This is a genomic window from Myroides sp. A21 (assembly GCF_000807225.1).
Classification (GTDB): domain Bacteria; phylum Bacteroidota; class Bacteroidia; order Flavobacteriales; family Flavobacteriaceae; genus Flavobacterium; species Flavobacterium odoratimimum.
Map to the genome: position 1 here is coordinate 4020867 of NZ_CP010327.1, position 15641 is coordinate 4036507.

At 33.0% G+C, this 15641-nt stretch carries 13 protein-coding genes and 1 pseudogene; 10 read left to right on the forward strand and 4 right to left on the reverse strand.

What is annotated here, in order from left to right; genetic code table 11:
* Positions 1–45 precede the first annotated feature (45 nt).
* Together MYRA21_RS18005 and MYRA21_RS18010 are read right to left on the reverse strand one after the other, a co-directional pair.
* Positions 46–738, reverse strand: a complete 693-nt coding sequence (locus MYRA21_RS18005) for an SIMPL domain-containing protein (protein ID WP_006265775.1) — start codon at positions 736–738, stop codon at positions 46–48.
* Positions 739–831: 93 nt separating this feature from the next.
* Positions 832–1482, reverse strand: a complete 651-nt coding sequence (locus MYRA21_RS18010; RefSeq protein ID WP_039330200.1) for a rhomboid family intramembrane serine protease — start codon at positions 1480–1482, stop codon at positions 832–834.
* A gap of 100 nt (positions 1483–1582) precedes the next feature.
* Here MYRA21_RS18010 and MYRA21_RS18015 point away from each other — a divergent pair, with 100 nt between their 5' ends.
* Both MYRA21_RS18015 and MYRA21_RS18020 read left to right on the forward strand, forming a co-directional pair.
* Complete coding sequence (locus tag MYRA21_RS18015) at positions 1583–2482, forward strand: lysophospholipid acyltransferase family protein (protein WP_039330202.1); 900 nt, start codon at positions 1583–1585, stop codon at positions 2480–2482.
* 119 nt (positions 2483–2601) lie between these two features.
* Positions 2602–3288: a TIGR02117 family protein gene (locus tag MYRA21_RS18020; protein WP_039330204.1), complete on the forward strand. Its 687-nt coding sequence runs from the start codon at positions 2602–2604 to the stop codon at positions 3286–3288.
* Between the two features lie 183 nt (positions 3289–3471).
* On the opposite strand, the gene glmM is transcribed toward MYRA21_RS18020, so the two are convergent.
* On the reverse strand, positions 3472–4860 hold the full coding sequence (glmM, locus tag MYRA21_RS18025) for a phosphoglucosamine mutase (RefSeq protein ID WP_039330206.1): 1389 nt from the start codon (positions 4858–4860) through the stop codon (positions 3472–3474).
* A gap of 98 nt (positions 4861–4958) precedes the next feature.
* On the opposite strand from glmM, the gene MYRA21_RS18030 reads away from it, so the two are divergent.
* The 8 genes and pseudogenes from MYRA21_RS18030 to nhaC all read left to right on the forward strand — a co-directional run bounded on the left by MYRA21_RS18030 (position 4959) and on the right by nhaC (position 14000).
* A complete protein-coding gene (locus MYRA21_RS18030) occupies positions 4959–5558 on the forward strand; it encodes an ACP phosphodiesterase (protein ID WP_039330207.1) in 600 nt (199 codons plus the stop codon).
* 88 nt (positions 5559–5646) lie between these two features.
* Entirely contained in the window at positions 5647–7461 is a 1815-nt protein-coding gene (locus tag MYRA21_RS18035) for a chloride channel protein (RefSeq protein ID WP_006258459.1), read from the forward strand.
* Positions 7462–8162: 701 nt separating this feature from the next.
* Positions 8163–8990 carry a serine O-acetyltransferase gene (locus MYRA21_RS18040; RefSeq protein ID WP_006258460.1) on the forward strand — a complete coding sequence of 276 codons (828 nt, stop codon included), beginning with the start codon at positions 8163–8165 and terminating at the stop codon, positions 8988–8990.
* 23 nt (positions 8991–9013) lie between these two features.
* Complete coding sequence (cysK, locus tag MYRA21_RS18045) at positions 9014–9949, forward strand: cysteine synthase A (protein ID WP_006258461.1); 936 nt, start codon at positions 9014–9016, stop codon at positions 9947–9949.
* 176 nt (positions 9950–10125) lie between these two features.
* Complete coding sequence (locus MYRA21_RS18050) at positions 10126–10947, forward strand: 5'-nucleotidase, lipoprotein e(P4) family (protein ID WP_039330209.1); 822 nt, start codon at positions 10126–10128, stop codon at positions 10945–10947.
* Positions 10948–10974: 27 nt separating this feature from the next.
* Positions 10975–11757 carry a hypothetical protein gene (locus tag MYRA21_RS18055; protein WP_036473962.1) on the forward strand — a complete coding sequence of 261 codons (783 nt, stop codon included), beginning with the start codon at positions 10975–10977 and terminating at the stop codon, positions 11755–11757.
* A 120-nt stretch (positions 11758–11877) separates the two neighbouring features.
* Positions 11878–12321, forward strand: a complete 444-nt coding sequence (locus MYRA21_RS18060) for a hypothetical protein (protein WP_006258464.1) — start codon at positions 11878–11880, stop codon at positions 12319–12321.
* A gap of 178 nt (positions 12322–12499) precedes the next feature.
* Positions 12500–14000, forward strand: a pseudogene (gene nhaC / locus MYRA21_RS19485) (Na+/H+ antiporter NhaC).
* A 115-nt stretch (positions 14001–14115) separates the two neighbouring features.
* Here the strand turns inward: nhaC and guaB are convergent.
* Entirely contained in the window at positions 14116–15588 is a 1473-nt protein-coding gene (guaB, locus tag MYRA21_RS18070) for an IMP dehydrogenase (RefSeq protein WP_006258466.1), read from the reverse strand.
* Positions 15589–15641: the final 53 nt, after the last annotated feature.

The following is a 15641-nucleotide window of genomic DNA, read 5'->3' on the forward strand; positions in this document are numbered from 1 at the left end:
TGCCAGATATCTGACAGCCCTCTCTAATTATAAATAAAAAACTTACTATTCTAACGTAAAACTAATAGACACATTAGATACTACTTCTAATTCTCCTAATGCGATAGTTTGTTCTCCGAAGTCTGCTGATGCTTTCATCATTGCCATCGGTCTAACGATAATGGGTGTAGATGCACTACTGTCAGATACTAAAATAGCTTTACCTACTTTTTGACCTAATGCATTTGCATAATCAGTAGCTTTTTGTTTTGCTTCTTTTACTGCTAGTGTACGAGCTTCTGCTTCATACATTGCTGTCTTAGAAGACTGGAAGTCTACTCCATCGATTCTATTCACTCCAGACTCTGTAAGTCCTACCATTAACTTCTCATACTTAGAGATATCTGTCAATGTAATAGATAAAGTCTGAGATGCTGAGAAGTAATCTTTCTTCTCTTCATAGTCTCTAGATTTATAAAGACTCACGCGTTCTGTTTGCATGTCTTTATCTTCTATTTTCATTGATTTTATGTACTTAATGATCGTTGCGATAGCTTTATCATTTGCTTTTTTAGCATCTGCTGCTAAATCAGCTTTATTCTCTACTCCTACTCTAATGACTACTTTATCTGGTGTAACATTTACCTTCCCTACTCCATTTACTTGAATCTGTGGAACAACTACACCGTTGTTATTTTGAGCTACGATAGCTGTTGTTGTCATTAATAATGACGCGAACATAATTGACATTTTTTTCATTTGTGACTTTCTTTTTGCTTTGTTATATTACAAATGTATCTAAAAAACATACTGTAAATAGTACCAAGGTCATAAATAATTGCCAAAAAAAGTCTATTGAATCCTTTTACTTCTATACATTCCCACTAAAATCAGTACGGGGATTAATAGTATTGCTATTAATTTAAATTCTGTTTGGATCAAGATAGGATATTTTAATACAATCAATATTAAACCTGCTAATGCTCCTCCAATATGTGCTGTATGTCCTATACCATCATTATTCTTCTTCATTCCATAAAGTGAATACAGTAAATACCCTACTGCAAATATATAAGCAGGGATAGGAATCGGTATAAAAAACATATACAGACTCATAGAAGGATTAAGCATGATAGACGCATATAATACTCCCATAATAGCTCCTGATGCACCTACTGCTCTGTAATGAGGTTGGTTCTTATAGAACTGATAGGTCAATATATTTCCTACCAATAAACTTGCAACATAGACTATCAAGAAGTATAATACTCCCGAAACCTGGATAATAATATCTGCAAAAAAATACAGAGTTAACATATTAAATGCGAAGTGCATCCAGTCAACGTGTAAGAAACCTGATGTTATGAAACGATAGCGCTCTCCTCTATTAATTTGATTAATATCAAAGCAATACTGATTAAAAAAGCTAAAATCATTTAACCCTTTGTAAGTAACAAGTCCATTTAACCCCAAAAGAATTAGGGTAACCGTAGATATATCCATATAAAAATATTTGGTTAAAAATAAAGAATTGTTCGCTACTCGCCTATTAAATTTGTGTTAGATTATGGTATTAAACTATCTTTGCACAAAATCAAACAGAATGAATTTCCTTATATATATAATTGTTTACCCTATAATATGGCTAATCTCTAAGATGCCTTTCCCTATATTTTATTTTATCTCTGATATCTTCTATATATTGTTATATAAAGTTGTCGGATATAGAAAGAAAACAGTGAGAGAGAATATCAGAATGACTATGCCTCACTTATCTGAACAAGAGATAAGAATAGTAGAGAAAGAATCTTTTAGACATCTATGTGATATCTTCTTAGAGATGATCAAAACATTTACTATCTCAGAAGCAGAGCTCAAGAAGAGATTTACCTTTACAAATCTAGACACTGTCTTAGAAGTAGAGAAACAAGGAAAGAGTGTCATGCTGTTCTGTGCACATTATGCTAACTGGGAGTGGATCATCATCTTAGACCGCTTTATTCAATTCCAAGGTTATGCTGTCTATAAGAGAATTGCAAATCCTTACTTCGATAAGTTAATTAAGAAGATTCGTTCTCGCTTTAACACCGTACTTGTCGAAATGAAGGAAACCATCAAGGTAATCAGACAAAATGAAGTGAATAAAAACCATGGTGTCTATGCTTTTATTAGTGATCAATCTCCTATGGTGAGTAAAGCCAATTGTTGGCAAGATTTTATGGGGATAGAAGTTCCCGTATTTACAGGAGGAGAAGCACTGTGTAAGAAATTCGATATGGTACCTATGTATCTTAAAGTAGAATATGTTAAACGCGGGCATTATAAGACAACTTTTGTTCCTTTATTAAAAGAAGGAGAAGCACTAGAGGATGTTCCTAATTATGAATTGACTCATCGATTCTTAGGTGAATTAGAGAAGCAAATTATAGAAGCGCCTTCATACTACTTCTGGACACATAAGCGATGGAAACACCAAGGCAAAAAACCTGCTAATATCAAATAGTAATATCATTAAATCCTTTCTAATCAGAAAGGATTTTTTATTTACAATAAAAGTAAGTCCACATCGCTAATATCATTGTAAATTATTACATTAGCACATTATAAGTATTCTAATTTTTTATGAAATACATCAAATTATTAATTAAGATAATCTTAATTTCAATCTCTACTTTAGGGATATGTGTTATTATTTATTTTTTAGCTGCCAGAGGACTTTCGAATATTACAGTAAATGAGATACAAGAAGAACCTCAAGAATTCACCATGTACCTTACCACTAATGGTATGCATACAGACTTCGTGTTTCCTGTTAAATCAGATTTAATTGATTGGAGTAAAGAGCTAAAATTCGAACATACAAAAGGACAACGTAGAAACTTCGCTTATATCGCATTAGGTTGGGGAGATAAAGGATTCTTTTTAGACGTAGAGGATTGGGATAACGTAAAACCAGGTATAGCTATCAATGCTGCCTTTGGGTTAGGAACTACTGCAATACACTCTACTTACTTATCTAATATAGAACTAGACGAAAATACAAGAGAGGTGAAATTATCCAAACAACAGTACCAGATACTCATCGATTACATCTTATCTTCGTTTAAACGAGATACAGATAACAATATAATTAATATCAAAACTGATAAAGCATACGGATTAAACGATTCTTTTTATGAAGGAGAAGGAAAGTATAGCTTCTTATATACATGCAATACTTGGGCTAATTCTGGTCTAAAAAAAGCTAAGATGAAAGCTTGCTTATGGACTCCCTTCCAAGAAGGTATCTTTAGAAAATATAATTTGTAAACATCTTTTATATCGGAATGAGGATTTCCGTATAGTTTTATTATAAAGGTGTAGTACCTTTGTTCATGCGCTAGGTAAGTGATTCTGTACTAAGTATACTACTATACAGAATTCAATAAATACTTATTATACAAATAAAGGGAACCGATTTGGTTCCCTTTGTTATTTGCTATAATTCTATAGTTATATTCCAGCAATCACTTTTAACTCGTCTATCATACGCAAAGCTAAACTGTCTGCATCTTCTTGTGTTCCAGCTTCTGTATATATACGAATAATCGGCTCTGTATTAGACTTTCTTAAATGTACCCATGACGAAGGGAAGTCTATCTTCACACCATCAACTGTAGATACTTCTTGATTTTTATAATTCTCAGCAATCTGTTCTAAGATCATATCTACATTTAATTTAGGCGTAAGTTCTATCTTATTCTTACTCATATAATACTGAGGGTATGAAGCTCTAAGCTCTGCCACAGTCATATCTAAGTTAGACAAATGTGTTAAGAATAAAGCTACACCTACGATAGAATCACGTCCGTAATGTGTCTCTGGATAAATGATACCTCCGTTACCTTCTCCTCCGATTACTGCATTAGTAACCTTCATCATTTCCACTACATTTACTTCTCCTACAGCTGATGCATTATAAGTCCCTCCATGTTTCTGAGTAATATCTCTTAATGCACGTGATGATGATAAGTTAGACACTGTATTACCAGGTGTTTTACTTAATACATAATCTGCTACTGCTACTAAAGTGTACTCTTCTCCAAACATTTCGCCATCATTCGAAATAAAAGCTAAACGATCAACGTCTGGATCAACTACTACACCGAAGTCTGCATTCTCTTTTTTCACTAAGGCACAGATATCACCTAAGTGCTCTTTTAGAGGTTCTGGATTATGAGGGAAGTGTCCTGTTGGATCACAATAAAGCTCTACTACCTCTACCCCTAACTTTCTCAATAAAGCAGGAATAATAATTCCTCCAGATGAGTTAACAGCATCTACTACTACCTTAAACTTACGTTTCTTAATAGCTTCAACATCTACTAACTTTAGTTTTAATATCTCCTCTATATGGATGTCCATATAGTTGTCTTTATGTTCTATAGTTCCTAAACTATCTACATCTGCAAAATCAAATGCATCTTTCTCAGCAATCTCTAAGATGATTTGCCCTTCAGCACCACTTAGAAACTCTCCTTTACTGTTCAATAATTTTAGAGCATTCCATTGTTTTGGATTATGAGAAGCAGTTAAGATAATACCTCCATCTGCCTGCTCTAATGGAACAGCTATCTCTACAGTAGGCGTAGTAGATAAACCTAAGTCTATTACATGAATACCTAACCCAACTAAAGTATTTACTACCAAATTATGAATCATAGGTCCTGAGATACGAGCATCTCTACCAATCACTACTTTTAAACTTTCTTTATTTGAGTTGTTTTTAAGGAATGTTCCATAAGCTGATGCAAATTTCACTGCATCAATTGGAGTAAGATTATCCCCTACTTTTCCTCCTATAGTACCACGTATACCAGATATAGATTTAATCAATGTCATAATTACATATTTTTTATTAACACAAAGATATAGAATTATAGGTGGGACAGCCTGAACAATTTTGTAAAATACCGTATTTTTATAGTCAAAATGAGATTATGAACTTCTTAGCCCATATATACCTCTCTGGGGATGACACTTTACTTAAAATAGGAAACTTTGTAGCGGATAGTATTCGAGGAAAAGACTACCTCAATTATCCTACTAAAATTCAACAAGGTGTAATCTTACATCGAGAAATAGATACTTATACAGATACTCATGAAATATGGAGAAAAAGTAAAAAGCTTATTGTACCTCAATACAACCATTACGCAGCAGTATTAATAGATATGTATTATGATCACTTTCTAGCGAAAAATTGGAATCAATACAGTTCTATCCCATTAGAAGAATATGCTCAACGTTTCTATACCGAATTACAAGAGAACTTTACTGCCCTACCTGTTAAGGTTCAAAACTTCTTACATATTATGCTTGAAGAAAATTGGCTTGTAAAATATCGTTCTATAGAAGGGTTAAGATATATACTGACACAAATGGATCGTAGAACGAAAGGAGTCTCTAAGATGTCTTTTGCTACAACAGAACTAGTAGAACATTATGATACATTCGAAGAGCATTTCTCTACTTTCTTTACAGAATTACAAAAACATTTAATTGATTTTAAAAAAACAGAGCGTTACTTATTAAAATAATATCTTATCTTATATCTTTCTATTATCACGAATAACAAAACTAGATAATTATTACCAAAAGGGTTTTCTTTTACATTATTTTTGCAATATGAAAATTATAAATCCCAAGAAAATAAAGTACTACGCTGGTCAAGTGTTTAAGTATGCTGAAGGAATACTATTCTTCCTGAAGTCTATCTTAAGCAATAGGCAGTTTTTATATTTCTCTTGCGTCTTAGTAGGGGCATCATCTGCTATTGCTGTTACAGTTTTGAAGTACTTTGCTCACAATGTATTTAAACTTGCTACCTATATAGACAACATCTCTCATCTACCTTATATGAACAGTATTCTACCTATTATAGGTATTTTACTTACCGTATTCGTTGTTAGAAAATTTCTAAATGGATCTATTGAGAAAGGTACATATCAGATCATGATTGCTGTTGCTAAGAAGTCTGGTATTATGCCACGTAAGCAGATGTACTCACAGATTATCACAAGTTCTTTGACTGTAGGTATGGGAGGTTCGTTAGGTCTTGAATCTCCAATTGCTATTACAGGGGCTGCTTTTGGTTCTAATTATGCTCAGAACTATAAGCTTAATTACAAAGATCGAATACTATTATTAGGTTGTGGTGTAGCTGCTGGAGTATCAGCTGCTTTTAATGCGCCGATAGCTGGTGTTCTTTTTGCTATAGAAATTATCTTAGTTGATGTTTCTGTATCTGCTTTTATACCTATTATGATTTCTGCTGCTACAGGTACTATTGTAACGAACTTAATTATCAAAGAAGACATTTTACTTTCTTTTAAAAATCAGTTGGTATTTGATACAGGTAACACAGCTTACTATATTTTACTAGGTATTTTATCTGGTTTCTTTTGTGTATATCATGCTAGAATGTTCCGAAAGACAGAACACTATATATCAAGTATGAAGTTTGGTGCTTATAAGAAAGCATTAATAGGGGCTTCTATGTTAGCAGTCTTAATTTTTCTCTTTCCTACACTTTTTGGTGAGGGATATGAAAGCATTAAAATACTAACTAGTGATGCGCCTCAGTCTATTCTAAATAATACTTTGTTAGCTGATTTTTCTAATAAACAATGGGTATTATTACTCTTTGTTGGAGGGGCAGCATTAGTAAAAACTTATGCTGTAGGATTAACAATGGGAAGTGGAGGAAATGGAGGTAACTTCGCTCCTTCTCTATTCGTAGGTTCTTATCTTGGTTTTACTCTAGCCAAACTATTACAGTTATTAGGTATAAAGGAGATTCCTGTTCAAAACTTCACGGTAGTAGGAATGGCAGCTGTAATCAGTGGATTGTTTCATGCTCCTCTGACAGGTATTTTCTTAATTGCAGAAATAACAGGAGGATATGGATTAATGGTTCCTCTATTAATCGTATCATCTATTAGCTTTGCAATCTCTAAGCACATGGAAAAATACTCTATGGATATTAAATCTATAGCTACAACGGGGATGGTCTTCACTTCTGATAAAGATTCTAATATATTATCAACTATAATAGCAAGTGATTATATTAAAAATGATATTAAGACTTTAACACCACAACACACTACCGCAGCTGTTGTAGATATTTTTGCAAATACTAAACAGACCTTTATTCCTATACTAGATAGTGAACAAAAAATCATTGGTATCGTTAACCTTGATAGTGTAAGACCTATTATATTCAGTGAGTTTCAAACCAAATTCACACCTATTAAAGACCTAATAGAAACACCTATAATTGTATCTAAAAACGATTCTTCTAAAATCATTATGCAGACTTTAGAAACTAACAACTTAGAATTTGTACTAGTACAAGAAAACAAAAAATATATAGGATATCTAATTAAAGCAGAATTACTTAAAGCATATCGTATCAACCTAAAGTCACTGTTATTAGAATAAAAAAGGGTTCCTTATTGAAGGAACCCTTTTTATTTTAAGTATGTATTTTTTTTTGTTTCACAAATTTTGAAATAGAACAACAAAACCAAATCCCTTTTTAAGTAGCCAGCTCAAAAGAAATTAAAATAAAAAATCTATTTCAGAAACAAAACACATAACTGATTGAATTACTTCGCCTTTGTAATTCTCTAACAAAGATAAAATAATATTGTATAGTAAAAAGAGAGATCCTTTGTTTTTAACAACTATTATCCCAAATAGATACTTTGCCACTATCCGTCTTCTAAATAAGCCGTTTTAAATACATTTCATAAATAAACCACTATGGACTGAAAGTCCATAGTTTGTTAAAGCAGACTAAAGTCTGCCTGTGTGGAAATACAGAACTTAGTAGTTTTACTTAAAACTAACTTTTAAAATATCGTAATTTCAGAATGCACTAGATAACCAATTCACAAATAACAACAACCAATATTGTGAAAGGTTTTTAGAAGCTGAAAGCTAAATGCACTAAAGTGCATAGTTTTAACTACCGTCTGCGACCAATAAAATGAAAGTTTTGTTAAACACTCTTCAACCTTCGTTGTACAATTCTTACATTTACATAATAATGTATTTATTATCAAATATTACTATAGTTATGTATATTAAAAGGTATTTCCTTTATTGTATACATACTTTAATTCAAATTACGTTTATTCATGCAAAATGATTTCGTTAGAGAGATACTGACACAAAATGAAAGTTCACAATCATTCTTAGACAAACAAAGAATTGAAAAATTCACTGATACGTTATTTCATTTTCTATTTCAATTAGAAGATAAAAAATACTTATCAGAAGAAGCTATCAATATCCGTTTATCTACACTAAAGTTAGAGTTACTTTCTATTGTATTTAAAATTAATAATGATGTAGATAAGTCTCAAAAAATAGCTAATGACTTTTTCGAAGCTTTACCACATATTTTCTTTACACTTAAAACAGATGCGCAAGCTATTTTAGAAAATGACCCTGCAGCTACTTGTTTACAAGAAGTATACATAGCTTACCCAGGATTTTATGCGATTGCTATTTATCGTTTTGCACATCAACTACACACACAGAAAGTAGTGCTATTACCAAGAATATGGACAGAACATGCACATAGTAAGACAGGTATTGATATTCATCCTGCTGCTATCATTGGATCTCATTTCTGCATAGACCATGGAACGGGTATCGTGATAGGAGAAACTTGTGTTATTGGTCAAAACGTAAAAATATATCAAGGTGTTACTTTAGGAGCTATTTCTGTATCTAAGGACAAAGCAAATACAAGAAGACACCCATATATTGAAGATAATGTTATTATTTATTCTGGTGCAACTATATTAGGAGGTGATACTATTATAGGTCATGATACTGTAATAGGTGGTAATGTATGGTTAACCAAAAGTGTAAAGCCTAACTCTATAATGTATAGTAAAAGTAAAAGCTATTCTAAAGATCAAGAAAATTATCCTGAACCAATTAATTTCATAATTTAATTAATCAAAAAAATCTAAGAATCATGAAAATAAATAGTGTACTTGAGGCAATAGGAAATACCCCTCATATTAAAATAAACAAGTTATTTCCAAATGATATTAATGTTTGGATTAAACTAGAGAAACAAAATCCAGGAGGAAGTTTAAAAGACCGTATTGCCTTAGCTATGATTGAAGATGCTGAAGCAAAAGGGTTAATCAATAAAGACACTACTATTATAGAGCCTACTTCAGGAAACACTGGAGTTGGTCTAGCTATGACCTGTGCTGTTAAAGGTTATAAATTAATCCTAGTAATGCCTGAGTCAATGAGTATCGAACGCAGAAAGCTTATGGCTGCTTATGGAGCTAAATTTGTCCTAACGCCAAAAGAATTAGGAACATCTGGTTCTGTATCTAAAGCAACTGAACTAGCAGAAGAAATGGAGAACGCATGGGTACCTCAACAGTTTAACAACTTAGCAAACCCAGAAGTACACCGTAAAACAACTGCTCTAGAAATCATCAATGACTTCCCTGAAGGTATTGACTATCTAATCACTGGAGTAGGAACAGGTGGACACATCACTGGAGTAGCAGAAGAGTTAAAAAAAGTTTTTCCTAAATTAAAAGTGTTTGCTGTAGAACCTGAAAACTCTCCTGTCTTAAGTGGAGGAAAACCAGGTCCACACCCATTACAAGGTATTGGTGCAGGATTTATACCTAAAGTAGTGAATACAGATATCTTTGATGGTATTATCACTATAGGTAAAGAAGAAGCGTATGCTTATACTAATAAAATTGCTAGTCAAGAAGGTATTTTGGCTGGTATTTCTACAGGTACATCTTTAGCTGCTATTGCTAAAAAATTACCAGAAATAGAAAAAGGAGCTACTATTTTAACCTTCAACTATGATACAGGAGAAAGATATTGGTCTGTTTCTGAATTATTTGATGAAAAAGCAGCAGAAATAAAGTAATTATTATTCATACGATCTATATCAAGGGAGTTTAATCATAAACTCCCTTTTTGTTTTTCGTTTCTGTTTATTTAACAATTTTTAAAGAAGGCTAACTAAGCTGTATTCCTCTAACTGTAGCTCTCTTCCAGATTATTATTGTATTTTTGTGCTTGTAACAGAAAATAATAAAACACATGCTTAAAAGATCTTTTCTAATAGCAGCTTTAGCTTTTACAGCTTTAACTGCATGTAAGTCAGTACCACAAGGAACAACTACAACATCAGAAAACGCCTTAAACAACATTGAAGTAAATGGAAAGTTATACTCAGCTGTATTTCAACAAAATGCTGCTGAATATCAAGCATTAGCTGCTCAGGCTTTCAATATTGCTACATTGCAACTAGATCGCATTCTTACAGAACAACACAATAAGCCTCTTGCTATTGTTACTGACATCGACGAAACTTTCTTAGACAACTCTCCTTATGCTGTACAAATGGCTAGAGAAGGTAAATCTTATGACCAAGCAACTTGGACAGAATGGACTTCTAAAGGAGAAGCTCTTCCTCTATTAGGAAGTTTAGAGTTCTTTAACTATGCTAAGTCTAAAGGTGTAGAAGTATTCTATATCACAAATAGAAACCAGAATGACAAACCTGGTACTATGAAAAACTTAGTAAAGTATAACTATCCTTATGCAGATGATACACACGTTATCGTTAGAACTGCTGAGTCTAGTAAAGAGGCAAGACGCCAAAAACTAAGCGAAACTCACGAAATCGTAATGCTTTTAGGAGATAACTTATCTGACTTCTCTACGCTTTGGGATAAAAAGACTCAAGAAGAGAGAATAGAGAATGTAAGAAACAATAGAGAACAGTTTGGTAAGAAATTTATTGTTTTACCTAATACAGGTTATGGAGATTGGCAAGCGGCATTATTCCAATACAGAAAAGACCTTTCTAAAGAGGACAAAGATAAAATCTACGACAAAAGCGTAAAAGGTTTTAAATAATAACAAAAAACTAACAACTTAATATCAATGAAAAAATTAATGGCTTTAGTACTTTTCGTAAGTGCTACTCTATCTTTCACAGCATGTTCTAACGATGACAATGCTCCTATTAGATCTGAGATAAATGCTGAAGGAACATGGTATGCAGATAAATTATCTTATACTTATGGGACAACAGAAATGACTCATAACTATACTGAAATGCCTGGTGAAAATGCCGTATATCAAACAGATAAACTAGTCATTATTAATAATAAAGTTACACTTACAGAATATTTTAAAAATGTTTCTGAACCTGTAGTTACAACAGGTACGGTTAAAAACAATATAATTACTTTTGATAAAGAAGGATACGCTCCTCGTCAAATCAATGGTATTGTTAATGGGCAATTATCACTTACCTATAATTACACAATGAGAGGTGCAACATTACCTGTAACTGTTACTTATGGTAATTCTAACCCTACTCAATACATTGGTACTTGGATTTCTCACGAATTGTCTTATACTTATGGAACAACAGAAATGATTCATAACTATACCGATATGCCTGGTGATAATGCAGTAAATCAACCTGATAATTTAGTATTAACAGAAAATACTGCTGTTCTTACTGAATACTTCAAAAACAAAAAAGAACCTGTTATTACTAACGGAACAATTAAAGGTAATATCATTACTTTCGAAAAAGAGAATTATACTCCACGTAAGATTAATGGTATTGTTAAAGGTCAATTATCTCTTACTTATGACTATACAATGAGAGGTTCAACATTACCTGTAACTGTCACTTACACTTCAAATAAATAAACTAATATTAGTTAATACACTAAGCCTCATAATTAATTTTATGGGGCTTTATATTTTATTACAACATTCAATTCATTTTTTTTATATATTTCCACACAAATAACAAACCATCATAAACTAATGAAAAAACTATTATCTATCAGTTGTTTCCTTTTAACTACAATTCTATTCACTAGCTGTAGTAATGACAGTGGAATCACAGTAAAAACTTATTTTGGAAAATGGGAATCTAACACTATCAGATTAAAAGATGGTAGTACAGTTAAATACACTGAAATCGGTACCTTTAATAAAAATGAAGAACTAGAGGTTTTCACAGATCAACTTGAATCAGTCAAATTAGTTCAATATTATAGTAATGAAATAAAACCTAAAGTTAAGTTAGGTAACGTTTCTGATGATTTTATTGTTTTTGAAAGTGTTAATGACAAAAGACAAATTGTCAAAGTAGAACAAAACGAGCTCTCTTTAGTAACTAGGGTAAGTATAAATGGTCAATTAGAACTTGTTCAAATAAATTATACAAAAATAGGTCCTCCAAGAGATGAAGAACCTATAAAATAAAATTATCAGCCTATAAGACAAAGCCTCATAATTAATTTTATGAGGCTTTTTTATTACAACATATTCATTATAAACACTTCTCACACAAAATCCATACTTTAAAGGATTAGCAATAAAACGGCAATATGTAGTTTTATTCTAAATAATATTGTACAGATATTAAATTCTATTGATTTTTATGTATCTTCAAGCTCTTTACAAACAACATAAAACAATCATGAATATTGAAACTAAAGTCAAATCCAAAAAAATAACCTTATTACAATCTCTAATCCCTATGATAGTCCTTATTGCACTATTAGGTACTAATGTATTCGTTTATGGTAGTGCTGCTTTAGCGGGTTCTAACCAATTCGTTCTATTAATAGGTGGGCTTATCGCAATCGGAATAGGTCTATACAATAAAGTCGATTACGAAGATATTATTAAAAAAATCACTAAGAACGTTAGAGAGACCACTAGAGCTATCTATATACTGTTATTAGTAGGAGCCTTATCAGGAACTTGGTTATTGAGTGGTATTATTCCGACAATGATTTACTATGGTTTACAGATTTTAGAACCTCATATATTCTTACCAGCGACAGTAATTATCTGTTCCATTATCGCCTTGGCAACAGGTAGTTCTTGGACCACATCTGCTACAGTAGGTATTGCTCTAGTAGGTATAGGTAATGCGATGGGTATTGATCTAGCGCTTATTGGAGGTGCTGTAATATCAGGAGCATACTTTGGAGATAAGTTATCTCCACTATCAGACACTACTAATCTAGCCCCTGCTATGGCTGGTACAGATTTGTTTACTCATATAAGATATATGATGTTCACTACTATCCCTACCTATGTACTAACCTTAATCATATTTATCATAATCAGTTTTAATCTTGATGTACCTGAGACCATAGATATGTCCGCTTCATTACAGGCAATTGACCAAACATTCAATATTACACCTTGGTTATTCTTAGTTCCTGTCATCGTAATTGGAGCAATATTAAAAAAGATGAAACCAATACTTGCTTTAACTTTTAGGAACCTTATTAGGAGCTGTATTCGCTCTATTTTTTCAGCCAGATATAGTAGCCTTTGTAGGAGAAGGAACTTCATTGACACCAGTTACAGCCTATAAAGGAATTATGAATGCCATCACTACAGATATTGCTATCCTATCTCCTATGGAAAGTTTAAATAGCTTATTCGAAGCAGGAGGAATGAAAAGCATGCTAAACACAGTATGGTTAATTATCTGTGCAATGTTCTTCGGTGGAGCAATGGAAGCTATTGGAGCTTTAAAGAAAATAACACAAACCCTATTGAGCATAGCAAAGTCAGTTTTTGGATTATTCGCAAGCACAATGGCAAGTTGCGTTGTTGTAAACTTAACTGCTTCTGAACAATATTTATCATTAGTAATACCTGGTAAAATGTTTTCTAAAGCCTATAAGGATAAAGGACTTGCGCCTGAGAACTTAAGTAGAACACTAGAAGATTCAGGGACTGTGACATCAGTACTAATTCCTTGGAATACTTGTGGGGCTTATCACTCAGGAGTACTAGGAATTGATACAATGACATATGCTCCTTACGCATTCTTTAATATTATTTCACCATTTGTATCTCTTACTTATGTTGTATTAAATATTAAAATAAGACGTTTAGTAGATACTATAAAAGCATAATTACTCACTTATCTTATAAAAAATAATAGGGCTATTTCGTACGAAATAGCCCTATTATTTTAATTATATCTCTAAGGTTGTTGCGAATTTGTAATCCGTAACATACCATCTAACACTATCTAGAATAGTTAGGTGCAGATTTAGTAATCGTAATATTGTGAGGGTGACTCTCTCCAATACCAGAAGCTGTTAACTGAACAAATCTAGCCACTTCTTGTAATGTAGGAATATCTTTAGCACCACAGTATCCCATACCAGCTCTAAGACCTCCTATGAACTGTAACATACTCTCGCTAAGCTCTCCTTTATAAGGCACTCTACCTTCGATTCCTTCAGGTACCAATTTTTTCACATCATCTTCTACATCTTGGAAGTAACGATCTTTAGAACCTTGCTTCATAGCTGCTACAGATCCCATTCCGCGGTAAGCTTTGAACTTTCTTCCTTCGAAGATAATAGTTTCACCTGGAGATTCCTTAGTACCTGCTAGCATTGATCCTAACATTACACAGTCTGCTCCTGCTCCTAACGCTTTAGGGATATCTCCTGTATAACGAAGACCTCCATCACCAATCACTGGTACACCTGTTCCTTTTAGAGCAGCTGCTACTTCCATGATAGCTGAGAACTGTGGGAACCCAACCCCTGCTACTACACGTGTAGTACAAATAGATCCAGGTCCGATACCTACTTTAACAGCGTCAGCACCATTCTCTACTAAGAATAAAGCAGCCTCTGGAGTAGCGATATTACCTACTACTACATCGATTTCAGGGAAAGCAGTTTTTACCGCTTTTAACACCCCTACCACTCCTTGAGAGTGACCATGTGCAGTATCTATAATTAACGCATCTACACCAGCTTGTACTAATAATTTAGCTCTATCTACAGCATCAGCAGTTACTCCTAAAGCAGCTGCAACACGTAGTCTACCGAACTTGTCCTTATTAGCATTTGGTTTTAAAGTAAGTTTAGTGATATCTCTAAAAGTGATTAATCCTACTAATTTATTATCAGCATTAACTACTGGTAATTTTTCGATTTTTTTCTCTTGAAGAATTTCTTCTGCTTGATCTAAAGTAGTACCCTCAGCAGCAGTTACTAGATTATCTTTAGTCATTACCTCTGTGATAGCACGATCGTTTTGTTTTTCGAAGCGCATATCTCTATTCGTAATGATTCCTTTAAGAAGCCCATTGTCATCAACAATTGGAATACCTCCGATTCCGAATTCAGCCATTGCCTTTTTCGCATCACCTACAGTAGCTGTAAGAGGAAGAGTTACTGGGTCTATAATCATACCTGACTCAGCTCTTTTTACCTTTCTTACTTCTTTTGCTTGCTCTTCAGCAGTCATGTTCTTGTGAATCACTCCGATTCCCCCCTCACGAGCCATAGCAATAGCCATTTCACTTTCCGTTACAGTATCCATCGCAGCAGATACTACAGGAACGTTCAAAGTAATGTTTCTAGAAAATTTTGATTTTAAACTAACTTCTCTTGGAAGTATTTCTGAATAGTTTGGAACTAGTAATACGTCATCGTAAGTAAGTCCTTGACCGATGATTTTAGTTGTGTGTGCTTTCATGTGCAATGTCGTTGAATTGCACGCAAATTTACTATTTTTCTATGTAATAAAAA